Genomic DNA, 19,163 nt, shown 5'->3' on the forward strand with positions numbered 1-19,163 from the left:
TCGTTTATTTTGAGTCAACCCGCAACACATCCGCATCATTCCAATCTGGTTGCCCGCCGGACCCCTCACCCGCTTTCATCGGGTCCGGCCGTGTCGCAACAGTTTCTTCCGCAATCCCAAGTTGCATCGACCCCGTTCGCAGCGCGCCAGCGTGGCCCGCGCGCATTCGGCCTCCCCTTTTTTTAAATTGAGAACCTGATGCCACTGCCCAAAATTCCTACTCAACCGGCGACCATGCTGCTGGTAAAAGATTATCCCAAGGCGGAACCCGGCAAGAGCCCGGTGCGCCCGGTATCGGCGAAGACCGATGCCGAGGTCGAAGACCTGATCAGCGGCCAGGCCGTTCCCACCCCTAAGTCGCGTGCCCGCCGCAAGGCGCAGGACACGCTGGCCGCAGCCCAGGCGCCGGCTGTCGCCGCCAACCAGCCAGGCGCAGCGGACAAGGCGGCCAAAGGCGGCAAGTCGAGCTGGCCCGCCGCTGCTGCGAATACTGCCGCTGCCGCGAATGCTGCCGATCCTGGCGCCGAGCCGATCGGCGCCAAGCTGCGCGAAGCCGATGCCGGCCAGCCGCATCCGGTCAAGCACAAGCCGGTCGAAGTCACCGTCAAGTCGTCCACCAGCCGCAAGGCCGACCGCGCCGGTTCGACCAAGGTGTTCGTGCTCGACACGAACGTCCTGATGCACGACCCGACCTCGCTGTTCCGCTTCGAGGAACACGACGTCTACCTGCCGATGATGACGCTCGAAGAGCTCGACAACCACAAGAAGGGCATGAGCGAAGTCGCGCGCAATGCGCGCCAGGTCTCGCGCACGCTCGACGCCCTGATCGCGAATGTCGACGATGACGCGATCGAATCCGGCATTCCGCTCTCGAAGCTCGGCAACAAGGACGCCAAGGGCCGCCTGTACTTCCAGACCCGCCTGAACGGCGCCGCCCTGCCCGAAGGCCTGCCGTCGGGCAAGGCCGACAACCAGATCCTGGGCGTGGTACGCGCGCTGGAAGGCCAGATGAACGGGCGCGCCATCGTGCTGGTGTCGAAAGACATCAATATGCGCATCAAGGCGCGCGCGCTGGGCCTGCCGGCCGAGGATTACTTCAACGACCACGTGCTGGAAGACACCGACCTGCTGTACTCGGGCATCGTCCAGCTGCCGAACGACTTCTGGGACCTGCACGGCAAGGACGTCGAATCGTGGCAGGAAAACCGCAACGGCAATTCGGCGACCTATTACCGCGTCACCGGTCCGCTGATTCCGACGTTGCTGGTGAACCAGTTCGTGTACCTGGAACCGAAGGATGGCGAAGCGCCGCTGTACGCCCAGGTCAAGCAGATCAACGGCAAGACCGCCGTGCTGCAGACGCTGCGCGACTATAGCCACAACAAGAACAATGTGTGGGGCATCACGGCGCGCAACCGCGAGCAGAACTTCGCCCTGAACCTGTTGATGAATCCGGAAGTCGACTTCATCACCCTGCTCGGCCAGGCCGGCACCGGCAAGACCCTGCTGGCGCTGGCCGCCGGCCTGGCGCAGGTGCTCGAGACCAAGCAGTACAACGAGATCATCGTCACCCGCGTCACGGTGCCGGTGGGCGAAGACATCGGCTTCCTGCCGGGTACCGAGGAAGAGAAGATGTCGCCATGGATGGGCGCCTTCGACGACAACCTCGAAGTGCTGATGAAGTCGGATGGCGACGCCGGCGACTGGGGCCGCGCGGCAACGCAGGACCTGATCCGCTCGCGCATCAAGATCAAGTCGCTCAACTTCATGCGCGGCCGTACTTTCGTGAACAAGTTCCTGATCATCGACGAGGCGCAGAACCTGACGCCGAAGCAGATGAAGACCCTGGTCACGCGCGCCGGTCCCGGCACCAAGATCCTGTGCCTGGGTAACATCGCCCAGATCGACACGCCGTATCTCACCGAAGGCTCGAGCGGCCTGACCTACGTGGTCGACCGCTTCAAGGGCTGGAGCCACGGCGGCCACGTGACGCTGGCGCGCGGCGAACGCTCGCGCCTGGCCGATCACGCCAGCGACGTGCTCTGATCCCGGACGGACCCGCCTGCCCTCGTACGATGGGCGGGCATCCATCGCAACGCCCGCCCTCAAGCGGGCGTTTTTTATGCGCCACGCATTTGTCTTCATGCGTGCATCTGCAAGAACAATGAACGATGCCTTTTGTCCTGAAACTTCTGCTGGTTCCATCCCTGATCGCCCTCGTCACTCTGGCCGGACGCCGCTGGGGTCCGTCCGTGGCCGGCTGGCTGTCGGCCTTCCCCATCGTCTCCGGCCCGATCCTGCTGGCGATCGCGCTGGAGCAAGGCAGCGACTTCGCCGCCGTGGCTGCCGCCAATACCCTGCTCGCGGTGCTGGCGGTGCTGGTGTTCAGCGTGGCCTATGCGCGCATGGCGGCGCGCGCCGGGGTGCTGGCCTGCCTGGGCGCGGCGCTGCTGGCCTGGGGGCTGGCGGTGGCCGTCCTGCAGGGTGTGCAACTGGCGCCATGGATCGGCTTCCTGTTGGTAGCGGCCGGGCTGCTGGCCGCGCCGCGTCTGATCGGCCAGCCACCAGCGCCTGCTGCCATCAACGCCGGACCGTCACGCGATCTGCCGTGGCGCATGCTGGCCGGCGCGGTGCTGACGCTCGGCGTGACCGGGGCTGCGAGTGGGCTGGGGCCGGCATTGAGCGGTCTGTTCGCCATGTTCCCCGTGATGAGCACGGTGCTGGTCGGCTTTTCGCACCGCGCCTCGGGCGCCGGATTCGCGGTCGCCCTGCTGCGCGGCATGGTAGGCGGTTACTACGCTTTTGCCGTGTTCTGCCTGACCCTGGCGCTGCTGCTGCCGGGACGCGCACCCGGTCCGGTATTCCTGCTCGCGACCGCCTGCGCACTGGCGGTGCAGCTCGGCGTACGCGGCCTGACGCAGGCCAGAGCGCGCCGACCCTGAGCTTGCCACACCGTCCCGGTCCGCGCGTAGAATGGCCGGGATCCCCCATCCGCAGGAGACATCGATGCCTCATATGCTGCTGATCCACGAACCGGTCGGACAACGCGCCGCCCGCACCGAAGCCGAAGGCCGCGCGGCCTACGACAGCATGCTGCGCTGGGGCGCCGAATTGCGCGATCGCGGCATCCTGATCGCCGCCGAGTCGCTGGCCGCGCTCGACGGCGCGGCGCGCGTCACCGCAGCAGGCGGCAAGGCGCGCATCGTCGATGGTCCCTTCGCCGAGGTCAAGGAGATGGTGGGCGGCTTCTTTTTGCTGGACGTCGCCACACGTGAAGAAGCGATCGCGCTGGCCGCCGAGTGTCCGGCCGCGGCCTGGGCCACGGTCGAAGTGCGCGCGCTGGCGCCATGTTACCGAGATTGATCAAGCCGGTTCGGCCTGCATCAAACGCAGTTAGGGACATATTTTTCAGGCCTGTTGTCGAAACCGCAGTACTCCCTTCGTCGTAGCGCATGAAGGCAGGCACACGCCGGCTTTCCATCGACCACAACAGGAGAACCCCATGCGTTTCATGATCATCGTAAAAGCCACCGCCGGCACCGAAGCCGGCGTGATGCCCGAAGAGTCACTGTTCGCCGCCATGGACGACTACCACCAGGAACTGGCGCGCGCCGGCGTCCTGCTCGACGGCAGCGGCCTGAAACCGAGCAGCCAGGGCTGGCGCATCCGCTACGGGAGCAATGGCCAGGGTGAACAGCGGCGCATCATCGACGGCCCCTTCGCCGAGACCAAGGAACTGGTCGCCGGCTACACCCTGATCCAGGTGCGCTCGCGCGAAGAGGCGCTGGAGTGGACGCGGCGCTTCCCGAATCCGCAAGGCCCGGGCATGGAGGCCGAGATCGAAGTGCGCCAGCTGTACGAGATGGACGACTTCCCGCAGACCGAGACCATCAAGCGCATGCGCGGCATGTCGGCTTGAACCATTGCGAAAGGATCGGACCCATGAACAACAACCAGATGCTGGTCAACCTGCCGGTCAAGGACCTGCAGCGCAGCAAGGCCTTCTTTTCCGCCCTCGGCTACGGCTTCAAGCCCGAGTTCACCGACGACAAGGCGGCCTGCATGATCGTCAGCGAAGACCATAGCTATGTGATGCTGCTGGTCGAGCCCTTCTTCCAGAGCTTCATCAAGACCCCGGTGGCGGACGCGCGCAGCAACACCGAAGTGCTGATCGCGCTGTCGCGCCCCGACCGGGCCGCGGTGGACGACACCGTGGCGCGTGCGCTGGCGGCCGGCGGCGGCGCAGCCGGCGAGGTCGCCGACTACGGCTTCATGTACCAGCACTCGTTCGCCGATCCCGATGGGCACTTGTGGGAAGTGTTCTGCATGGACGGCATGCCGCCTGCATCCGCTACGGCCACGCCGCAGTGAGCGAAGCGGTCGGACAGACGCTGGCGGCGCTGTGGCGGATCGAGTCGGCGCGCATCGTCGCCGGCGTGGCGCGCATCGTGCGCGACGTCGGGCTGGCCGAGGAATTGGCCGGCGATGCGCTGGTGGCGGCGCTCGAAACCTGGCCGCGCGACGGCATCCCCGGGCGTCCCGGCGCCTGGCTGTTCACGGCCGCGCGCAACGGCGCGCTCGACCGCCTGCGGCGCGACCGCGTGCTGCGCGCCAAGCTCGCGCAAATCGGCCACGACCTCGAGGCGCAGGAAGCCCTGAGCGTGCCCGACTTTGTCGATGAGCTCGATGCGCGCCGGCGCGATGTGCTCCAGGACGACCTGCTGCGCCTGATGTTCACGGCCTGCCATCCGGTGCTGTCGCTCGATGCGCGCGTGGCGCTCACGCTCAAGCTGCTGGGCGGCCTGCAGACGGCCGAGATCGCCCGCGCCTTCCTGGTGCCGGAAGCAACGCTTGCCCAGCGCATCGTGCGTGCCAAGCGCCTGCTGGGCGAGGCACGGGTGCCGTTCGAGCTGCCGCCGCCGAACGAACTGGGGGGGCGCTTGGGAGCGGTGCTGGAAGTGGTGTACCTGGTCTTCAACGAGGGCTATGCCGCCACCGCCGGCGAAGACTGGCTGCGCCCGGCCCTGATCGACGAGGCGCTGCGCCTGGGACGGATCCTGGCCGAACTGGCGCCGGACGAGCCCGAAGTGCACGGCCTGGTGGCGCTGATGGAGCTGCAGGCGTCACGTGTCAAGGCGCGCTTGGACGGCGCCGGCCGTCCGGTACTGCTGCTCGACCAGGACCGCTCGCGCTGGGACGGCGTGCTGGTGCGGCGCGGCCTGGCCGCGCTCGAACGCGGCTTGCGCCGCACCAACCCGGAGCCGGCTGCGTCAGTGCCCCACGGCGACGCAGGCCAGACGCACGCGGCGGCGCGCGGCCCCTACCTGCTGCAGGCGCAGATCGCCGCCTGCCACGCCCGCGCCCACCGCGCCGAACTGACCGAATGGCATGCCATCGCGGCGCTGTACGGCGAGCTGGCACTGCGCCAGCCGTCGCCGGTGGTGGAGCTGAACCGCGCGGTGGCGGTCGGCATGGCCGAGGGTCCGGCCGCAGGCCTGGCCCTGGTCGAGCGCCTGCTGGAAGACGCCCGCCTGGACGGCTACCACTGGCTGCCCAGCGTGCGCGGCGACCTGCTGGCCAAGCTCGGGCGCGGCGAGGAGGCGCGCCGCGAATTCGAACGGGCGGCGGCGCTGACCGCCAACGCGCGCGAACGCGAACTGCTGCTGGCACGTGCCGGCGCGCGTGGCAGCGACGCCACATAGCCGTGCGACACGACTGATCGCACGCAAACCGGAGGCGCTCCCGTTGACTAATGCCACGAGGACACAAACCCGTTATGATCGAGAGTATCTAGAATCGGGACTTGCCTGAACAATCCCGATCGTTCCTGGCCAGGGAGTCTCCATGAAATTCCGCTTCTGGGGCGTGCGCGGGTCGATCCCCTCGCCCGGCCCGCGCACCGCGCGCTACGGCGGCAACACCACCTGCATCGAGGTGCGCACCGGCGGCGGCACCCTGCTGGTGCTGGATGCCGGCACCGGCCTGTTCCCGCTGGCGCAGCAGCTGCTGAAGGACGGGGCGGCGGTCGACGCCAACATCTTCATCACCCACAGCCACTGGGACCATATCCACGGCCTGCCATTCTTCACGCCGCTGTTCGTCAAGGGGAGCCGGGTGTGCCTGCATGGCGCGCGCGATCCGGTCAGCGGCCACGGCATCGAACACGTAATGGCGGTGCAGTTGCAGAACAGTTATTTCCCGGTAGACGAGGCGCAGATGGGCGCCACCATCGCCTATCGCACGCTGGAAGTCGGCGTGCCGGTCGAAGTCGGCGATGCGCTGGTGTCGAACGTGGTGATGAACCATCCGGTGATCAACCTCGGCTACCGCATCGCGAGCCGGGGCAAGTCGCTGTTCTTTACCGGCGACCACGAACCGTGGCACAACCCGCATCCCCTTGGCGACCCGCGCCATGCGCCGTTCGAAGCGCATCTGTTCGAGCGCCAGCAGGCGATGGACAGCGGGATGCTGGGCGTCGACGCCCTGATCGTGGACTGCTCGTACACGCGCGACGAATACGCGGCGCGCGCCGGCTGGGGCCATGGCACCTTCGACGGCGCGATCGCCATGGCACTGCGGGTCGGCGCACGCACCCTGTACTGCACCCACCACGAACCGACGCGCGGCGACGACGAACTCGAAGCCGTCTTCGCCGAGGTGCTGGCGCGCCACGCCGGCCAGCTCGGCCATCTGCAGGTGCACCTGGCCCATGAAGGCCTGGAAGTGTCGCTGGACTGAGACCGCCGCACCGGCAAAAAAAAACGGAGCCAGCGGGCTCCGTTCTTATCTACGCACAGCGTTTCTTACATGATATGGGTACCGATCCACCACGCGATCGCCGCCATGAAAGCCGACGCCGGAATCGTGAAGATCCAGGCCCACACGATATTGCCCGCCACGCCCCAGCGCACCGCCGAGGCCTTCTGCGCCGCGCCCACGCCGACGATCGCGCCGGTGATGGTGTGGGTGGTCGAGACCGGGATACCGAAGGCGCTCGACATCAGCAGCGTCACGGCGCCGCCCGATTCGGCGCAGAAGCCGCCGACCGGTTTGAGCTTGGTGATCTTCTGGCCCATGGTCTTGACGATGCGCCAGCCGCCGAACAGCGTGCCGAAAGCAATCGCCGCGTAGCACGAGATGATGACCCAGGCCGGCGGGTGGGTGTCGGCGGCGTTGGTATAGCCGGCCGCGATCAGCAGCATCCATATGATGCCCATGGTCTTTTGCGCGTCGTTGCCGCCGTGGCCCAGCGAGTACGCTGCGGCCGAAGCCAGCTGCAGGCGGCGGAACCAGGTATCGACCTTGCGCGGCGTCGACTTCACGAACAGCCATGAGACGATCAGCATGATGATCGAACCGAGCACAAAGCCGAGCAGCGGCGCGACCACGATGAAGGCCACGGTCTTGATCAGGCCGCCGGAGATCAGCGAGCCGGTGCCGGCCTTGGCCACGGCCGCGCCGACCAGGCCGCCGATCAGGGCGTGCGAGGACGACGACGGGATGCCGTAGTACCAGGTGATGATGTTCCAGGCGATCGCCCCGACCAGGGCGCCGAAGATCACGTAATGGTCGACCACGTGCGGGTCGATGGTGCCCTTGCCGATGGTCTGCGCCACCTTCATGTTGACCACGAAGATCGCGATGAAGTTGAAGAAGGCGGCCATCGCGACCGCAGTTTGCGGCTTGAGCACGCCGGTGGAGACCACGGTGGCGATCGAGTTCGCCGAATCGTGGAAGCCGTTCATGAAGTCGAACACCAGTGCCAGCAGCACCAGCAGACCCAGCACGTAAATGCTGATGTGGAGAGTTTCCATCATTGTTCCTGTACGTGCGCGCTTACGCGTTCTCGACGATGATGCCTTCGATGATGTTGGCGACGTCTTCGCAGCGGTCGGTCACGGTTTCCAGGATCTCGTAGATCGCTTTCATCTTGATCAGGTTGCGCACGTCCGGTTCATCGCGGAACAGCTTGGACATGGCGGCGCGCATCACATGGTCGGCGTCCGACTCGAAGCGGTCGATCTCTTCGCACAGGGCGACGATCTTCGGCGCGTTGTCCATGTCGTGCAGCAGGCCGACGGCTTCCTGCACCTTCTGGCAGCACGACAGGCACAGCTCGGCCAGGCGCTTGGCTTCCGGCGTCACGGCGTGCAGGTCGTACAGCGACACGGTCTGGGCCGCGTCTTCCATCATGTCGAGGATGTCATCCATGCGCGTGATCAGCTTGTGGATGTCGTCGCGGTCGAGCGGCGTGATGAAGGTCTTGTGCAGCAGGTCCACCGTGGCATAGGTGATCTTGTCGGCCTGTTTTTCGATGCTTTCGACCGCATGGGTGCGGGTTTCCAGATCGTCGAAATTGGTCATCAGCCCGACCATTTCCTGTGCGCCCTTTACGCACAGTGCAGCGTGCTGGTTGAACAGGTCAAAGAACTTGCCCTCGGTGGGCATGAAGCGTCCAAACATTGTTTTTCTCCGTGACTTTCGTCAGTTACTCTCTTGGGACTGGCACGCCGCCCCGGATAGGCGGCGGGCCAATGGGGTGCGGATCAGTCGCCCTGGTAGATGGCGAGGTTGCCGCTGTAGTTGCCGAACTTGGTGTATTGCCCGATCCAGGTCAGGCGGATCGCGCCGATCGGACCGTTACGCTGTTTGCCGATGATGATCTCGGCGGTGCCCTTGTCGGGCGAATCCGGGTTATAGACTTCGTCGCGGTACAGGAAGATGATCACGTCGGCATCCTGCTCGATAGCGCCGGATTCGCGCAAGTCGGACATGACGGGACGCTTGTTCGGACGCTGTTCCAGCGAGCGGTTCAACTGCGACAGTGCGATCACCGGGCAGTGCAGTTCCTTGGCCAGGCCTTTCAGCGAACGCGAGATCTCCGAGATTTCGGAAGCGCGGTTGTCGCCCGGCTGGCTGCCCTGCATCAGCTGCAGGTAGTCGACGATGATCAGGCCCAGCTTGCCGCACTGGCGGGCCAGGCGGCGCGCACGGGCGCGCATCTCGATCGGGTTCAGCGCCGGCGTCTCGTCGATGTAGAGCTGGGCGTCGTTCATCTTCTGGATCGCGTGCGTCAGGCGCGGCCAGTCTTCGTCGAGCAGACGGCCGGTACGCAGGCGGTGCTGGTCGAGCTGGCCGACCGAGCCCAGCATACGCATGGCCAGCTGGGCGCCGCCCATCTCCATCGAGAACACGGCGACCGGCAGGCCGGCCTCGATCGCGACGTTTTCGCCGATGTTCACCGAGAACGCGGTCTTGCCCATCGACGGGCGGCCGGCCACGATCACCAGGTCGCCCGGCTGCAGGCCGGAGGTCATGCGGTCGAGGTCCAGGAAGCCGGTCGGCACGCCGGTGATCTCGCCCTGGTTTTCGCGGCTGTACAGTTCGTCGATACGCTCGACCACCTGCGTCAGCAGCGGCTGGATCGGATTCCAGCCCTGGGCGCCACGCGCGCCCTGCTCGGCGATGGCGAAGATTTTCGATTCCGCCTCGTCCAGCATCTGCTTGACTTCCTTGCCTTGCGGATTGAAGGCATTGCCGGAAATCTCGTCGGCGACGGTGATCAGTTTGCGCAGGATGCCGCGGTCGCGCACGATCTCGGCGTAGCGGCGGATGTTGGCGGCCGACGGCGTGTTCTGCGCCATCGCGTTCAGGTACTGCAGGCCGCCGACCTCCTCGGCCTTGCCGAGCTGGTTGCAGGCCTCGTAGACCGTGATCACGTCGGCCGGTTTGCCGGAGTTGATCAGGCGGATCATCTGTTCGAAGATGATGCGGTGGTCGTAGCGGTAGAAGTCGTCCGCGTGCATGAAATCGGCGATCCGGTCCCATGCCGCGTTGTCGCGCAGCAGGCCGCCAATGACGGACTGTTCTGCTTCGATGGAGTGCGGGGGGATGCGGAGCGATTCGAGCTGCGGATCGGCGGGTGCTGCGTTCATGGGCGGCATTATACCTTCTCCTGTCACACGGCTGTCATAATTGGAGAGTTTCAAAAGCAAAAAAGCCGGGCGAACCCGGCTTTTTGAACTACTGGAACAACAATCGCTTAGGCAGCTTCGCCCACGACAGCGATGGTGATCTCGCTCACGACGTCGGTGTGCAGGGCAACCGAAATCGGGAACTCGCCAGTGGTCTTCAGCGGGCCGGTCGGCAGGCGCACTGCCGATTTTTCGACCGGGAAGCCTTGCTTGCTCAGCGCTTCGGCGATGTCGAAGTTGGTGACCGAACCGAACAGACGGCCGTCAACGCCGGCTTTCTGCGAGATGGTGACGGTCATGCCGTTCAGCTTGTCGCCTTGGGCTTGAGCGGCTGCCAGCTTCTCGGCGGCTGCCTTTTCCAGTTCGGCGCGCTTGGCTTCGAACTCGGCCACGGCCGACGAAGTAGCACGGCGTGCCATTTTTTGTGGGATCAGGAAGTTACGTGCGTAACCATCCTTGACCTTGACGACGTCGCCCAGGTTGCCGACGTTGATGACTTTTTCCAACAGAATAACTTGCATGTTCTTATCTCCAGGATATCTGACTGTCGCGACCGACGATTAAGCGTTGTGCAGGTCGGTGTACGGCAGCAGCGCCAGGTAACGGGCGCGCTTGATGGCGGTGTCGACCTGACGCTGGTAGTGCGCCTTGGTGCCGGTCAGACGTGCTGGCATGATCTTGCCGTTTTCCTGGACGAAGTCCTTCAGGGTGTCGACGTCCTTGTAGTCCACTTGCTCAACGCCGGCGGCGGTGAAGCGGCAGAACTTCTTGCGCTTGAACAGCGGGTTCTGCTGCTTGCGCTTGAGTTTTTCTTTAGCTTTGTTTTTGTCGAACTTTTTACCGAATGCCATTTCGAGGCTCCTGTATATCTAAAATTGCCGATTACGCGGCACTGAATTCAATGATGTGAAACACCAGGGCTTTGCTGTTGCGGTTTTTCCGTGCGAGGAATCCGGTGAAGCGGTAGCTGGCGCCGAGCTCGGCGCTTCCGAACCGGCCCGAAATCTCGCCCGCGGCGAACGCGGGGACTTCGAACTCGACCAGCCTGTCGACCCCTGCTTCTTCCTGGTGCGAACTGTGCATCAGGACAGCGGATACGATCGGCACGCCGGCCGGGGTATAACGCAACACGTCGCGCTCGGCGATGGTCGCCACGAGCTGGAGATGATTCTGTTCCAACTGTTACCCGGTTCTACTGCTTACGGCTTATTACGAATTCCTGGGAAAAACTTAGGCAGCGGCCGGTGCTGGAGCTGCTGCAGGAGCAGCGGCTTCTGCGCGGTGGCTCTTGGCTGCGTCTTCGCGCTGGACCGACTTCATCATCGGCGACGGTGCGGTTTCAGCTTTCTTCATCTTGACGGTCAGATGACGCAGAACGGCGTCATTGAACTTGAATGCGGTTTCCAGCTCGACCAGGGTCTCGTTGTCGCACTCGATGTTCATGCAGATGTAGTGTGCCTTCGGCAGCTTCTGGATCTGGTAAGCCATCTGGCGACGGCCCCAGTCTTCCACGCGATGGATGTTACCGCCGCGGGTCGTGACCGTGGTCTTGTAACGCTCGATCATCGCCGGAACTTGCTCGCTCTGGTCCGGGTGGACGATAAAAACGATTTCATAATGACGCATGCATTACTCCTTGAGGACGTTTAAACAAATGCCCACCCCGGCGTCAAGACGAGTGTGGGAAGGGAAAGCCCGACATTATAGCGCGGATTTCAAGGAAAGGAAATCGGATTGTCAAGACCGGCCTTCGCCGGCCGCGAGCGCTGCCGCGCAATTTCGCCGCGCCACCGCTGCATGACAAGCGAATTCGTGGCGATCCGCCCTCTTCTTCGCTCTTGGCGACGGGATTTTCAGATTTTTTTATGAATTCCCTTGCACATACACGAATACTGTACAAAAATACAGTCTACTCTTCTAACCCGTTGCTGCAACACATTTATGCTCAAGCTCACTGCAAGGCAAGAACAGATCCTGAACCTGATCAAGGAAGCGATCGAGAACACCGGGTTCCCTCCGACCCGGGCCGAGATCGCGGCCGAACTGGGCTTCCGTTCGGCCAATGCTGCCGAAGAACACCTGCAAGCGCTGGCGCGCAAGGGCGCCATCGAAATCGCCCCGGGCACCTCGCGCGGCATCCGCCTGGTCGGCGCCAGCGTCGAACAGATTCCGATGCCGCCACCGTCGATGATGCAGCTGCCGCTGGTCGGCCGCGTCGCCGCCGGCAATCCGATCCTGGCGCAGGAACACGTCGAAGCCACCTATAACGTCGATACCGCCATGTTCGCGGCCCGGCCCGACTTTTTGCTGAAAGTTAAAGGCTGGTCAATGCGCGACGCCGGCATCATGGATGGCGACTTTTTGGCGGTGAAGAAGATCGACAGCGCCAAGAACGGCCAGATCGTGGTCGCGCGCCTGGGCGAGGAAGTCACCGTCAAGCGCTACCGCAAGACCGGCGAGCTGGTCGAGCTGCTGCCGGAGAATCCGGACTTCAAGGTGATCCAGGTGACGCCGGACGAAGAGTTCGCGCTTGAAGGCCTGGCGGTGGGCCTGATGCGCAGCTGGAACTGAGTTGTTTGCGGCGGCCGGATGGCTGCCGCTGTTCTTTGTGCCGTTCACATCGGCATCGGTACCTGCATCAGCGCCGGTCTTCGAAACTGCGCTCGCTCTTGGCCTTCTTGACCGTTGCATTGTGCTGGTCGATATACGTTTCGGTCGCGCTGCGCCATGCGGCGAAATCGGCCATGATCAGCTTCGAATTCACCTTCGCCTCTTCCGCGATGTTCAGGCGTACCCGTTCCAGGTGCGCATGCGAGGCTTCGGTTTCCTGCTTGCTCATCAGGCGCGCGATATCCTCGGGAATTTGCTTGGACAAGGGCGACACTTCGTTCAGGTGGGTCACCATCTTGTTGTAGCAGTTCTGCCAATTCGTCACCGCCGCGCCCACGCGCTCGATCTCGTCGTTGATCTTCGACACCGTCGGAATGCGCGGTGCCGGGCAGCGGTATTCGCCCGACTTCAGTTCCGAACCGTCATATCCTTTCACCCAGTAATCGATGTCGGCGCGGCGCTCGACGCGCTGCTTCATCACATCCAGCGACGCCTGTGCGATCTTGTTGCCCTTGGCCGCCGACTTCTCGAATAGCGCCTTGGCCCTGGCCTCGTCGACCTCGCCCGCCTCGCCATACCAGTACATCTGGCCCAGCAGTTGCTGGGCTTGCGGATTGCCGGCGTCGGCCAGCTTGGTATAGATCTTCAGCGCGCCCGCGTAATCCTTCTTGTCGAACAGGGCGTTGGCGTCCTCGAGTTCGCCGGCATACACGGTGCTGCTGACGAGGAGAGACAGGCAGAACAGAAAACGTTTCATGGTTGCGGATCGGAATGACAAATGACCGTTCCATGATAGCCCTGTTTTACGGCTGGGCTCAACCGCAAAACTGACAAGACCGGCATCGAGCCGGCCCTGTATCGCGGTGTTTTACCTGGCTTTACACATCCAGTGCCTGGCGGAAGTCGGCCACCAGATCGTCGGTGTCTTCGATCCCGACCGACACCCGGATCAGCGACTCGGCAATGCCCATGCTGGCGCGCCGCTCAGCGCCCATCTCGAAGAAGATGGTGTGCGCGACCGGGATCACCAGCGTGCGGGTGTCGCCCAGGTTGCTGGCCGGGATGCCCAGCTGCAGGCGGTTCAGGTAATCGAAGCAGTCGATCCCGTCCTTCAGCTCGAAGCTCAGCAGCGAGCCGCCGGACCGGAACAGTTCCTTCACGATGCCGTTTTGCGGGTGCGAAGCCAACCCCGGATAATGCACCGCCGCCACCCGTTCATCGGCTTCCAGCATCGTCGCCAGCGCCAGCGCATTGGCGCAGGTGCGCTCCATGCGCAGCGCCAGCGTCTCGGCGCCGACCGCGATGTGGTGCGCCGCTTCCGGCCCCAGCGCGGCGCCGAAGTCGCGCAGCGCCTTCGCGCGCAGCTGGGCCATGCCCTGATTGGCACCCGGCTGCTTGCGGAAGTTGGCGGCGATGTTCGGGTACGCGGCCCAGTCGAACAGGCCGGTATCGGTCAGCGCGCCGCCGAGTGCGATGCCGTGGCCGCCGATCGACTTGGTCAGCGAATTGACCACCAGGCCGGCGCCCACGTCCTTCGGGCGGAACAGCCACGGCGTGGTCATCGTATTGTCGACCACGTACAGGATGCCGCGCTCGCGGCATAGCTGACCGATGCGCGCCAGGTCGGCCACCTGGGTGCGCGGATTGGCGATGGTTTCGACGAACACCATGCGCGTATTCGGCAGCAGGGCCGCCTCGACCTGGGCCACGTTGGTGGCATCGGCGAAGGCCACGTCCACGCCCTGCCCCGCCACCGTCTGCCACAGGCTGTTGGTGTTCCCGAACAGGAAGCTCGACGAGACGATGTGGTCGCCGGCTTTCAGCAGCGCCTGGAACAGCGCGCCGATCGCGGCCATGCCGGTGCCGAAGCACAGCGAAGCCACGCCGCCTTCCATCTTGCTAATCTTGTCTTCCAGCGCTGCGACCGTCGGGTTGCCCTGGCGGCCGTAGCGGAAGCCCGGCTCCTTGCCCTGGAACACCGACGCCAGCTGGCGGGCGTCGCCATAGCCGAACGCCACCGAGGTGTGGACCGGCTTGTGCAGCGAACCCTGCTCGATCGGTTTACGCCGGTCGTTGTGCAGGATGGTGGTGGTGAAGCCGTAGTTCCTGGACTCGCTCATGGCCTTACTCTGCAGCCACCGGCGGGTTCAGGTTCAGCTGGGTACGCACCTTGTCTTCGTCCGACTTGCCGTTGCCGTGACGCGCCGATTCTTGGCGGTCCAGGTATTCCGGGGTCACGTCGCCGGTCACGTACACACCGTCGAAGCACGATGCCTCGAAGTTCTTGAGTTCCGGATTCACGTCCGAGATCGCGCGCTTGAGGGCGTCGACGTCCTGGTACACCACGCGGTCGGCGGTGATCTCGCGGCACACTTCTTCGGTCGTGCGGCCGTGCGCGATCAGCTCGTCGCGGGTCGGCATGTCGATGCCGTACACGTTCGGGTACAGCACCGGCGGCGCGGCCGAAGCGAAGAACACCTTGCGGGCGCCGGCTTCGCGCGCCATCTGCACGATTTCGCGGCTGGTGGTGCCGCGCACGATCGAATCGTCGACCAGCAGCACGTTCTTGTCCTTGAATTCGGAGCTGATCGCGTTCAGTTTCTGGCGCACCGATTTCTTGCGCATCCCTTGCCCAGGCATGATGAAAGTGCGGCCGATGTAGCGGTTCTTGATGAAGCCTTCGCGGTATTCCACGCCGAGCTTCAGCGCCAGCTGGATCGCGGCCGGACGCGAGGAATCGGGGATCGGCATCACGACGTCGATCTCGTCCACTGGAATTTCCGAGCGCACCTTGTCGGCCAGGTATTCGCCCATGCGCAGGCGGGTGGCGTAGACCGACGCGCCGTCGATCACCGAGTCCGGACGCGCCAGGTAGACAAATTCGAAGGCGCAGGGATTCAGCGACGGGCTCTCGGCGCACTGGCGCTCATGCAATTTCTTGTCGTTGTCGATGAAGATCGCTTCGCCCGGCGCGATGTCGCGCACGAAACGGAAGCCCAGGCCTTCCAGCGCCACCGACTCACTGGCCACCAGGTATTCGTTGCCCTGCTCGGTTTCGTTGATACCCAGGCACAGCGGACGGATACCGAACGGATCGCGGAACGCCAGCATGCCGTGGCCGGCGATCTGCGCCACCACCGCGTAGGCGCCGCGCACGCGCTTGTGCACCTTGGCCACCGCCTTGAACACGGCGTCGGCGTTGAGCGAATAGCCGTCGGCCGCTTCCTGGACCTCGTGCGCCAGCACGTTGAGCAGCACCTCGGAGTCGGAGCTGGTGTTGATGTGGCGGCGGTCGTTGTGGAACAGCTCGTCCTTCAGCTGGGCCTGATTGGTCAGGTTGCCGTTGTGCGCCAGCGTGATGCCGAACGGCGCATTGACGTAGAACGGCTGCGCTTCTTCCTCGCTCGACGAGCCGGCGGTCGGGTAGCGGCAGTGGCCGATACCGGTGTTGCCGTTGAGCGAACGCATGTTCCGAGTGCGGAACACGTCGCGCACCAGGCCGTTGGCCTTGAACATCGAGAACATGCTGCTGTGATTGGTCGCAATACCCGCTGCATCCTGGCCGCGGTGCTGCAACAGCAGCAATGCGTCATACAACAGCTGATTGACGGGAGAATGCGAGACGACGCCGACGATGCCACACATGGTGTGCTCCTAAAAGCTGGACTGCTTGATTACAAAAAAGTTCAAACCTGAACGTCCGATGAAGGGCGTTCAATAGAGGACATTCAATAATTCACATGCTGCGACAGGGCAGCGGGCAGGAAGGGCTTGACGGTGCGCGCGCCCGATTCCGCGATCGGCGACAGCAGCGCATCGCGCCAGAAAGCCTGTTGCGGGATCGCCGTCATCCCGCACAATATGACGCCGGCGAGCACGATTACAATGCCGCGTGCCAAGCCGAACAATCCTCCCAGGCCGCGGTCCGCCAGGCTCAGGCCGGTGGCTTCGACCACCGCGCCGATCGCCAGCGACAGCAGGCCCATCAAAATTCGTACGCCCAGGAACAGCGCGATGAAGGCCACGATCAGGCGCGCGGTGGCGCCGGGAATCACTTCCGGCAGCAGCGGCGCCAGCTCGGCGCCGTAGGCATTGGCCACCACGAAGGCCACGATCCAGCCCAGCAGCGACAGGATTTCCTTGACCAGGCCGCGCAGCGTGCTGATCACGACCGACGTGATCAAGACGAACAGCACCAGATAATCGAAGATCGTCACGCCGCGAGCAGGGTCTTGAACAGGATTCTTACAGCGGCACCATCGAGCCGGACAGGCCGATGCCGCCCAGCTTGGCGCGTACCTGCTCCGCTTCTTCCTTGCTGAACGGACCCACGCGCACGCGGATCAGTTCGCCAGACTTCTGGGTGAACGACGACACGCCGGCGGCGCGCAGGCGCTCCTGCAGTTCCTTGACCTTTTCCTGGCTCGCCAGGGCGGCCACCTGCACCACGTAGCGCGGCGACGGGCCGGCCGAGGCGGCGGCAGGGGCCGGGGTTGGTACCGATGCGGGCTTGCCTTCCAGGATCGCGATGGCGCGTGCGGCGTCATCCTGGCGCGGCGGCTTTTCGGTCTTCTCGACCACTTTCTCGGCTTTCGGGTGCGTCTCGGCTGGCTTGGCCTCCGCTACCTTGACCGGTTTCTTCTCTTCGCGCTTTTCAGGCTCGGGCTTGCGCGCCGGCTCGGGCTTCACCGGTTCCGGTTTCAAGGCCGGCTTCTGCTTTTCGAGGTCGAGCGTGCGCAGCGGCGGCGGGTCGCCGGCGGCCGGCGCGGTCGGCGCAGGCGTCACAGCGGCTGGTGTGCGCGTGGTGGTGGCGGGCGGCGGCGGCGCCGGTTCGTCGCCGGCGGCGGCCGACGGATCGATGATCTCTTCGTCGCTGTCGACGCTCGCTGACGCCGGCACCTGTTCGGACGGCACCGGCAGCGGCGCCGCCTTTTCCTTGTCCGGGATATTGATCGCGATATCGGTGGCGAGCGGTTTGGGCTCGGAATCGAGCAGCATCGGCAGCGCCACGATGGCCGCCAGCGTCAGCGCGACCGCGCCGACCAGGCGGCGGCGCGCGCGCTTCTTCTCGGGCAGCATCGGGTCGCCGCGGCTGGATCTGGCGCCGTCTCCGGCGCTGCTTGCGCGCTTGGAACGGGCGCGCTCGGTATAGGCGGCATCGTCGTCCTTGACGAAGTGGCCACTGTCCCGGACAGTTTCTTGCTTGTTTTTATTGCCGAACGAGAACAAGCCCATGCGATTCAGGTATCAATGTAAGGAGGATTTGCGGGCCGCCATGACGCCGGCGACCGTGTAGAACGAGCCAAAGACCACAATTCTATCATTCTCCTCTGCCCGGCTCAGCGCATTCGCGTAGGCCTCGGCGGGAGTGGCGAACGCGGTGACCGAAAAGTCACCTTCCCTGGCGCCGGCCGGGGCTTGCGCCGCCAGCTTTTCCACCAGCGCTTCAGGCTGCGCCGAACGCGGCGAATCAAGGCGCGTGACGCACCAGTGGTCGATCAGGCCGGCCATCGGCGCGATCACGCCGTCGATGTCCTTGTCGTCCATGATGCCGAACACGGCGTAGGTGAAACGGTGGAAGCCCATATTGCCCAGGTTCTGGGCCAGGGTGGCGGCGGCGTGCGGGTTGTGCGCCACGTCCAGCACCTGGGTCGGGCGGCCGGCCAGCACCTGGAAGCGGCCCGGCAGTTCGACCATCGCCAGGCCGGCGCGGGTTTCCTGGGCGCCGCACGGCAACTGCATGCGCAGCGCTTCCAGCGCGGCCAGCGCGGCCGAGGCGTTGAGCAGCTGGTTGGCGCCGCGCAGGGCCGGATATGCCAGCGAATTGCGGCGCATGCCGCGGCCGCCGTAGCTCCACTGCTGCTGGTCGCCCTGGTAATTGAAATCGCGGCCGATCAGCCACAGGTCGGCGCCGATGTCTTCGGCGTGCTTGATCAGCGATTGCGGCGGCATGGGGTCGCTGCAGATCGCGGTCTTGCCGGCGCGGAAGATGCCGGCCTTTTCAAAACCGATTTCCTCGCGCGTGTCGCCGAGGTAGGCGGTGTGGTCGATGTCGATGCTGGTCACGATCGACACGTCGGCGTCGATCACGTTGACCGCGTCCAGGCGCCCGCCCAGGCCGACTTCGAGGATGGCGACGTCGATCTCGCTCTTCGAGAGCAGATGGGCGATGGCCAGCGTGGTGAATTCGAAGTACGTGAGCGAGACGTCGCCGCGCGCCGCTTCGACGGCGTCGAAGGCTGCCACCAGCGCTTCGTTCGAGGCCATCTCGCCATTGATGCGGGCGCGCTCGTTGAAGTCGAGGAAGTGCGGCTTGATGTAGAGGCCGACGCGGTAGCCGGACTGCAGCAGCACCGATTCCAGCATGGCGCAGGTCGAGCCCTTGCCGTTGGTGCCGGCCACCATGATCACCGGGCAGCCAAATGCCAGTTGCAAACGTTCCTTGACGGCGCGGACGCGGTCCAGGCCCATGTCGATATGGGTTTCGGCATGGCGCGACTCGAGCAGGGCCAGCCAGTCGGGCAAGGTGGTCGGTAATGATGACATGGGGTCGGTACGGAGGGGGACGGGAAGAAGGCG

General features: G+C 64.6%; 21 protein-coding genes. 8 read left to right on the forward strand and 13 right to left on the reverse strand.

What is annotated here, in order from left to right; translation table 11 throughout:
* Positions 1-198 precede the first annotated feature (198 nt).
* From RTQ83_RS03255 to RTQ83_RS03285, 7 genes are all read left to right on the forward strand, one after another.
* Positions 199-2,046: a PhoH family protein gene (locus RTQ83_RS03255; protein WP_312511203.1), complete on the forward strand. Its 1,848-nt coding sequence runs from the start codon at positions 199-201 to the stop codon at positions 2,044-2,046.
* Positions 2,047-2,171: 125 nt separating this feature from the next.
* Positions 2,172-2,942 carry a hypothetical protein gene (locus RTQ83_RS03260; protein WP_312511204.1) on the forward strand — a complete coding sequence of 257 codons (771 nt, stop codon included), beginning with the start codon at positions 2,172-2,174 and terminating at the stop codon, positions 2,940-2,942.
* Between the two features lie 64 nt (positions 2,943-3,006).
* A complete protein-coding gene (locus tag RTQ83_RS03265) occupies positions 3,007-3,363 on the forward strand; it encodes a YciI family protein (protein ID WP_312511205.1) in 357 nt (118 codons plus the stop codon).
* A gap of 139 nt (positions 3,364-3,502) precedes the next feature.
* Positions 3,503-3,919 carry a YciI family protein gene (locus RTQ83_RS03270; protein WP_312511206.1) on the forward strand — a complete coding sequence of 139 codons (417 nt, stop codon included), beginning with the start codon at positions 3,503-3,505 and terminating at the stop codon, positions 3,917-3,919.
* Positions 3,920-3,942: 23 nt separating this feature from the next.
* Positions 3,943-4,371, forward strand: a complete 429-nt coding sequence (locus RTQ83_RS03275; RefSeq protein WP_312511207.1) for a VOC family protein — start codon at positions 3,943-3,945, stop codon at positions 4,369-4,371.
* Positions 4,368-5,702, forward strand: a complete 1,335-nt coding sequence (locus RTQ83_RS03280) for an RNA polymerase sigma factor (RefSeq protein ID WP_312511208.1) — start codon at positions 4,368-4,370, stop codon at positions 5,700-5,702. The genes RTQ83_RS03275 and RTQ83_RS03280 overlap by 4 nt, the downstream gene beginning before the upstream one ends.
* Before the next feature lie 142 nt (positions 5,703-5,844).
* Complete coding sequence (locus RTQ83_RS03285) at positions 5,845-6,738, forward strand: MBL fold metallo-hydrolase (protein ID WP_312511209.1); 894 nt, start codon at positions 5,845-5,847, stop codon at positions 6,736-6,738.
* 65 nt (positions 6,739-6,803) lie between these two features.
* Here RTQ83_RS03285 and RTQ83_RS03290 read toward each other — a convergent pair whose 3' ends face one another.
* From RTQ83_RS03290 to rpsF, 7 genes are all read right to left on the reverse strand, one after another.
* Positions 6,804-7,814 carry an inorganic phosphate transporter gene (locus RTQ83_RS03290; protein WP_290416992.1) on the reverse strand — a complete coding sequence of 337 codons (1,011 nt, stop codon included), beginning with the start codon at positions 7,812-7,814 and terminating at the stop codon, positions 6,804-6,806.
* A 22-nt stretch (positions 7,815-7,836) separates the two neighbouring features.
* Positions 7,837-8,463, reverse strand: coding sequence for a DUF47 domain-containing protein (locus RTQ83_RS03295; RefSeq protein ID WP_312511210.1), 627 nt, complete (start codon positions 8,461-8,463; stop codon positions 7,837-7,839).
* A gap of 83 nt (positions 8,464-8,546) precedes the next feature.
* Positions 8,547-9,944, reverse strand: coding sequence for a replicative DNA helicase (locus tag RTQ83_RS03300; RefSeq protein WP_409456071.1), 1,398 nt, complete (start codon positions 9,942-9,944; stop codon positions 8,547-8,549).
* A 98-nt stretch (positions 9,945-10,042) separates the two neighbouring features.
* A complete protein-coding gene (gene rplI / locus RTQ83_RS03305; RefSeq protein WP_312511212.1) occupies positions 10,043-10,495 on the reverse strand; it encodes a 50S ribosomal protein L9 in 453 nt (150 codons plus the stop codon).
* A 39-nt stretch (positions 10,496-10,534) separates the two neighbouring features.
* Positions 10,535-10,825, reverse strand: a complete 291-nt coding sequence (gene rpsR, locus RTQ83_RS03310) for a 30S ribosomal protein S18 (RefSeq protein WP_036249492.1) — start codon at positions 10,823-10,825, stop codon at positions 10,535-10,537.
* A gap of 31 nt (positions 10,826-10,856) precedes the next feature.
* Complete coding sequence (priB, locus tag RTQ83_RS03315; protein ID WP_312511216.1) at positions 10,857-11,153, reverse strand: primosomal replication protein N; 297 nt, start codon at positions 11,151-11,153, stop codon at positions 10,857-10,859.
* Between the two features lie 51 nt (positions 11,154-11,204).
* Complete coding sequence (gene rpsF, locus RTQ83_RS03320; protein WP_312511218.1) at positions 11,205-11,600, reverse strand: 30S ribosomal protein S6; 396 nt, start codon at positions 11,598-11,600, stop codon at positions 11,205-11,207.
* A gap of 315 nt (positions 11,601-11,915) precedes the next feature.
* Here rpsF and lexA point away from each other — a divergent pair, with 315 nt between their 5' ends.
* Positions 11,916-12,545, forward strand: coding sequence for a transcriptional repressor LexA (gene lexA / locus RTQ83_RS03325; protein WP_312511220.1), 630 nt, complete (start codon positions 11,916-11,918; stop codon positions 12,543-12,545).
* Positions 12,546-12,612: 67 nt separating this feature from the next.
* Here the strand turns inward: lexA and RTQ83_RS03330 are convergent, their stop codons facing one another.
* From RTQ83_RS03330 to folC, 6 genes are all read right to left on the reverse strand, one after another.
* Positions 12,613-13,341, reverse strand: a complete 729-nt coding sequence (locus tag RTQ83_RS03330; RefSeq protein ID WP_312511222.1) for a sel1 repeat family protein — start codon at positions 13,339-13,341, stop codon at positions 12,613-12,615.
* Positions 13,342-13,462: 121 nt separating this feature from the next.
* Entirely contained in the window at positions 13,463-14,704 is a 1,242-nt protein-coding gene (locus RTQ83_RS03335) for a cystathionine gamma-synthase family protein (protein WP_312511223.1), read from the reverse strand.
* A 4-nt stretch (positions 14,705-14,708) separates the two neighbouring features.
* Positions 14,709-16,229 (reverse strand): amidophosphoribosyltransferase, encoded by a 1,521-nt coding sequence (gene purF / locus RTQ83_RS03340; protein ID WP_312511224.1) that lies wholly within the window; start codon positions 16,227-16,229, stop codon positions 14,709-14,711.
* 83 nt (positions 16,230-16,312) lie between these two features.
* Positions 16,313-16,801 (reverse strand): CvpA family protein, encoded by a 489-nt coding sequence (locus RTQ83_RS03345; RefSeq protein ID WP_312511225.1) that lies wholly within the window; start codon positions 16,799-16,801, stop codon positions 16,313-16,315.
* Between the two features lie 28 nt (positions 16,802-16,829).
* Entirely contained in the window at positions 16,830-17,819 is a 990-nt protein-coding gene (locus RTQ83_RS03350) for an SPOR domain-containing protein (RefSeq protein ID WP_312511227.1), read from the reverse strand.
* Positions 17,820-17,831: 12 nt separating this feature from the next.
* Positions 17,832-19,130 carry a bifunctional tetrahydrofolate synthase/dihydrofolate synthase gene (gene folC, locus RTQ83_RS03355; RefSeq protein WP_312511228.1) on the reverse strand — a complete coding sequence of 433 codons (1,299 nt, stop codon included), beginning with the start codon at positions 19,128-19,130 and terminating at the stop codon, positions 17,832-17,834.
* Positions 19,131-19,163: the final 33 nt, after the last annotated feature.

The sequence above is a fragment of the Massilia sp. genome (genome assembly GCF_031995545.1).
GTDB lineage: Bacteria > Pseudomonadota > Gammaproteobacteria > Burkholderiales > Burkholderiaceae_D > Telluria.

What these genes read in the sequence shown, in the direction of transcription:
- RTQ83_RS03255 (WP_312511203.1), top strand. Translation starts at nt 199, where the DNA reads ATGCCACTGCCCAAAATTCCTACTCAACCGGCGACCATGCTGCTGGTA.
- RTQ83_RS03260 (WP_312511204.1), top strand. Translation starts at nt 2,172, where the DNA reads ATGCCTTTTGTCCTGAAACTTCTGCTGGTTCCATCCCTGATCGCCCTC.
- RTQ83_RS03265 (WP_312511205.1), top strand. Translation starts at nt 3,007, where the DNA reads ATGCCTCATATGCTGCTGATCCACGAACCGGTCGGACAACGCGCCGCC.
- RTQ83_RS03270 (WP_312511206.1), top strand. Translation starts at nt 3,503, where the DNA reads ATGCGTTTCATGATCATCGTAAAAGCCACCGCCGGCACCGAAGCCGGC.
- RTQ83_RS03275 (WP_312511207.1), top strand. Translation starts at nt 3,943, where the DNA reads ATGAACAACAACCAGATGCTGGTCAACCTGCCGGTCAAGGACCTGCAG.
- RTQ83_RS03285 (WP_312511209.1), top strand. Translation starts at nt 5,845, where the DNA reads ATGAAATTCCGCTTCTGGGGCGTGCGCGGGTCGATCCCCTCGCCCGGC.
- RTQ83_RS03290 (WP_290416992.1), bottom strand. Translation starts at nt 7,814, where the DNA reads ATGGAAACTCTCCACATCAGCATTTACGTGCTGGGTCTGCTGGTGCTG.
- RTQ83_RS03295 (WP_312511210.1), bottom strand. Translation starts at nt 8,463, where the DNA reads ATGTTTGGACGCTTCATGCCCACCGAGGGCAAGTTCTTTGACCTGTTC.
- RTQ83_RS03300 (WP_409456071.1), bottom strand. Translation starts at nt 9,944, where the DNA reads ATGCCGCCCATGAACGCAGCACCCGCCGATCCGCAGCTCGAATCGCTC.
- rplI (WP_312511212.1), bottom strand. Translation starts at nt 10,495, where the DNA reads ATGCAAGTTATTCTGTTGGAAAAAGTCATCAACGTCGGCAACCTGGGC.
- rpsR (WP_036249492.1), bottom strand. Translation starts at nt 10,825, where the DNA reads ATGGCATTCGGTAAAAAGTTCGACAAAAACAAAGCTAAAGAAAAACTC.
- rpsF (WP_312511218.1), bottom strand. Translation starts at nt 11,600, where the DNA reads ATGCGTCATTATGAAATCGTTTTTATCGTCCACCCGGACCAGAGCGAG.
- lexA (WP_312511220.1), top strand. Translation starts at nt 11,916, where the DNA reads ATGCTCAAGCTCACTGCAAGGCAAGAACAGATCCTGAACCTGATCAAG.
- RTQ83_RS03330 (WP_312511222.1), bottom strand. Translation starts at nt 13,341, where the DNA reads ATGAAACGTTTTCTGTTCTGCCTGTCTCTCCTCGTCAGCAGCACCGTG.
- RTQ83_RS03335 (WP_312511223.1), bottom strand. Translation starts at nt 14,704, where the DNA reads ATGAGCGAGTCCAGGAACTACGGCTTCACCACCACCATCCTGCACAAC.
- purF (WP_312511224.1), bottom strand. Translation starts at nt 16,229, where the DNA reads ATGTGTGGCATCGTCGGCGTCGTCTCGCATTCTCCCGTCAATCAGCTG.
- RTQ83_RS03350 (WP_312511227.1), bottom strand. Translation starts at nt 17,819, where the DNA reads ATGGGCTTGTTCTCGTTCGGCAATAAAAACAAGCAAGAAACTGTCCGG.
- folC (WP_312511228.1), bottom strand. Translation starts at nt 19,130, where the DNA reads ATGTCATCATTACCGACCACCTTGCCCGACTGGCTGGCCCTGCTCGAG.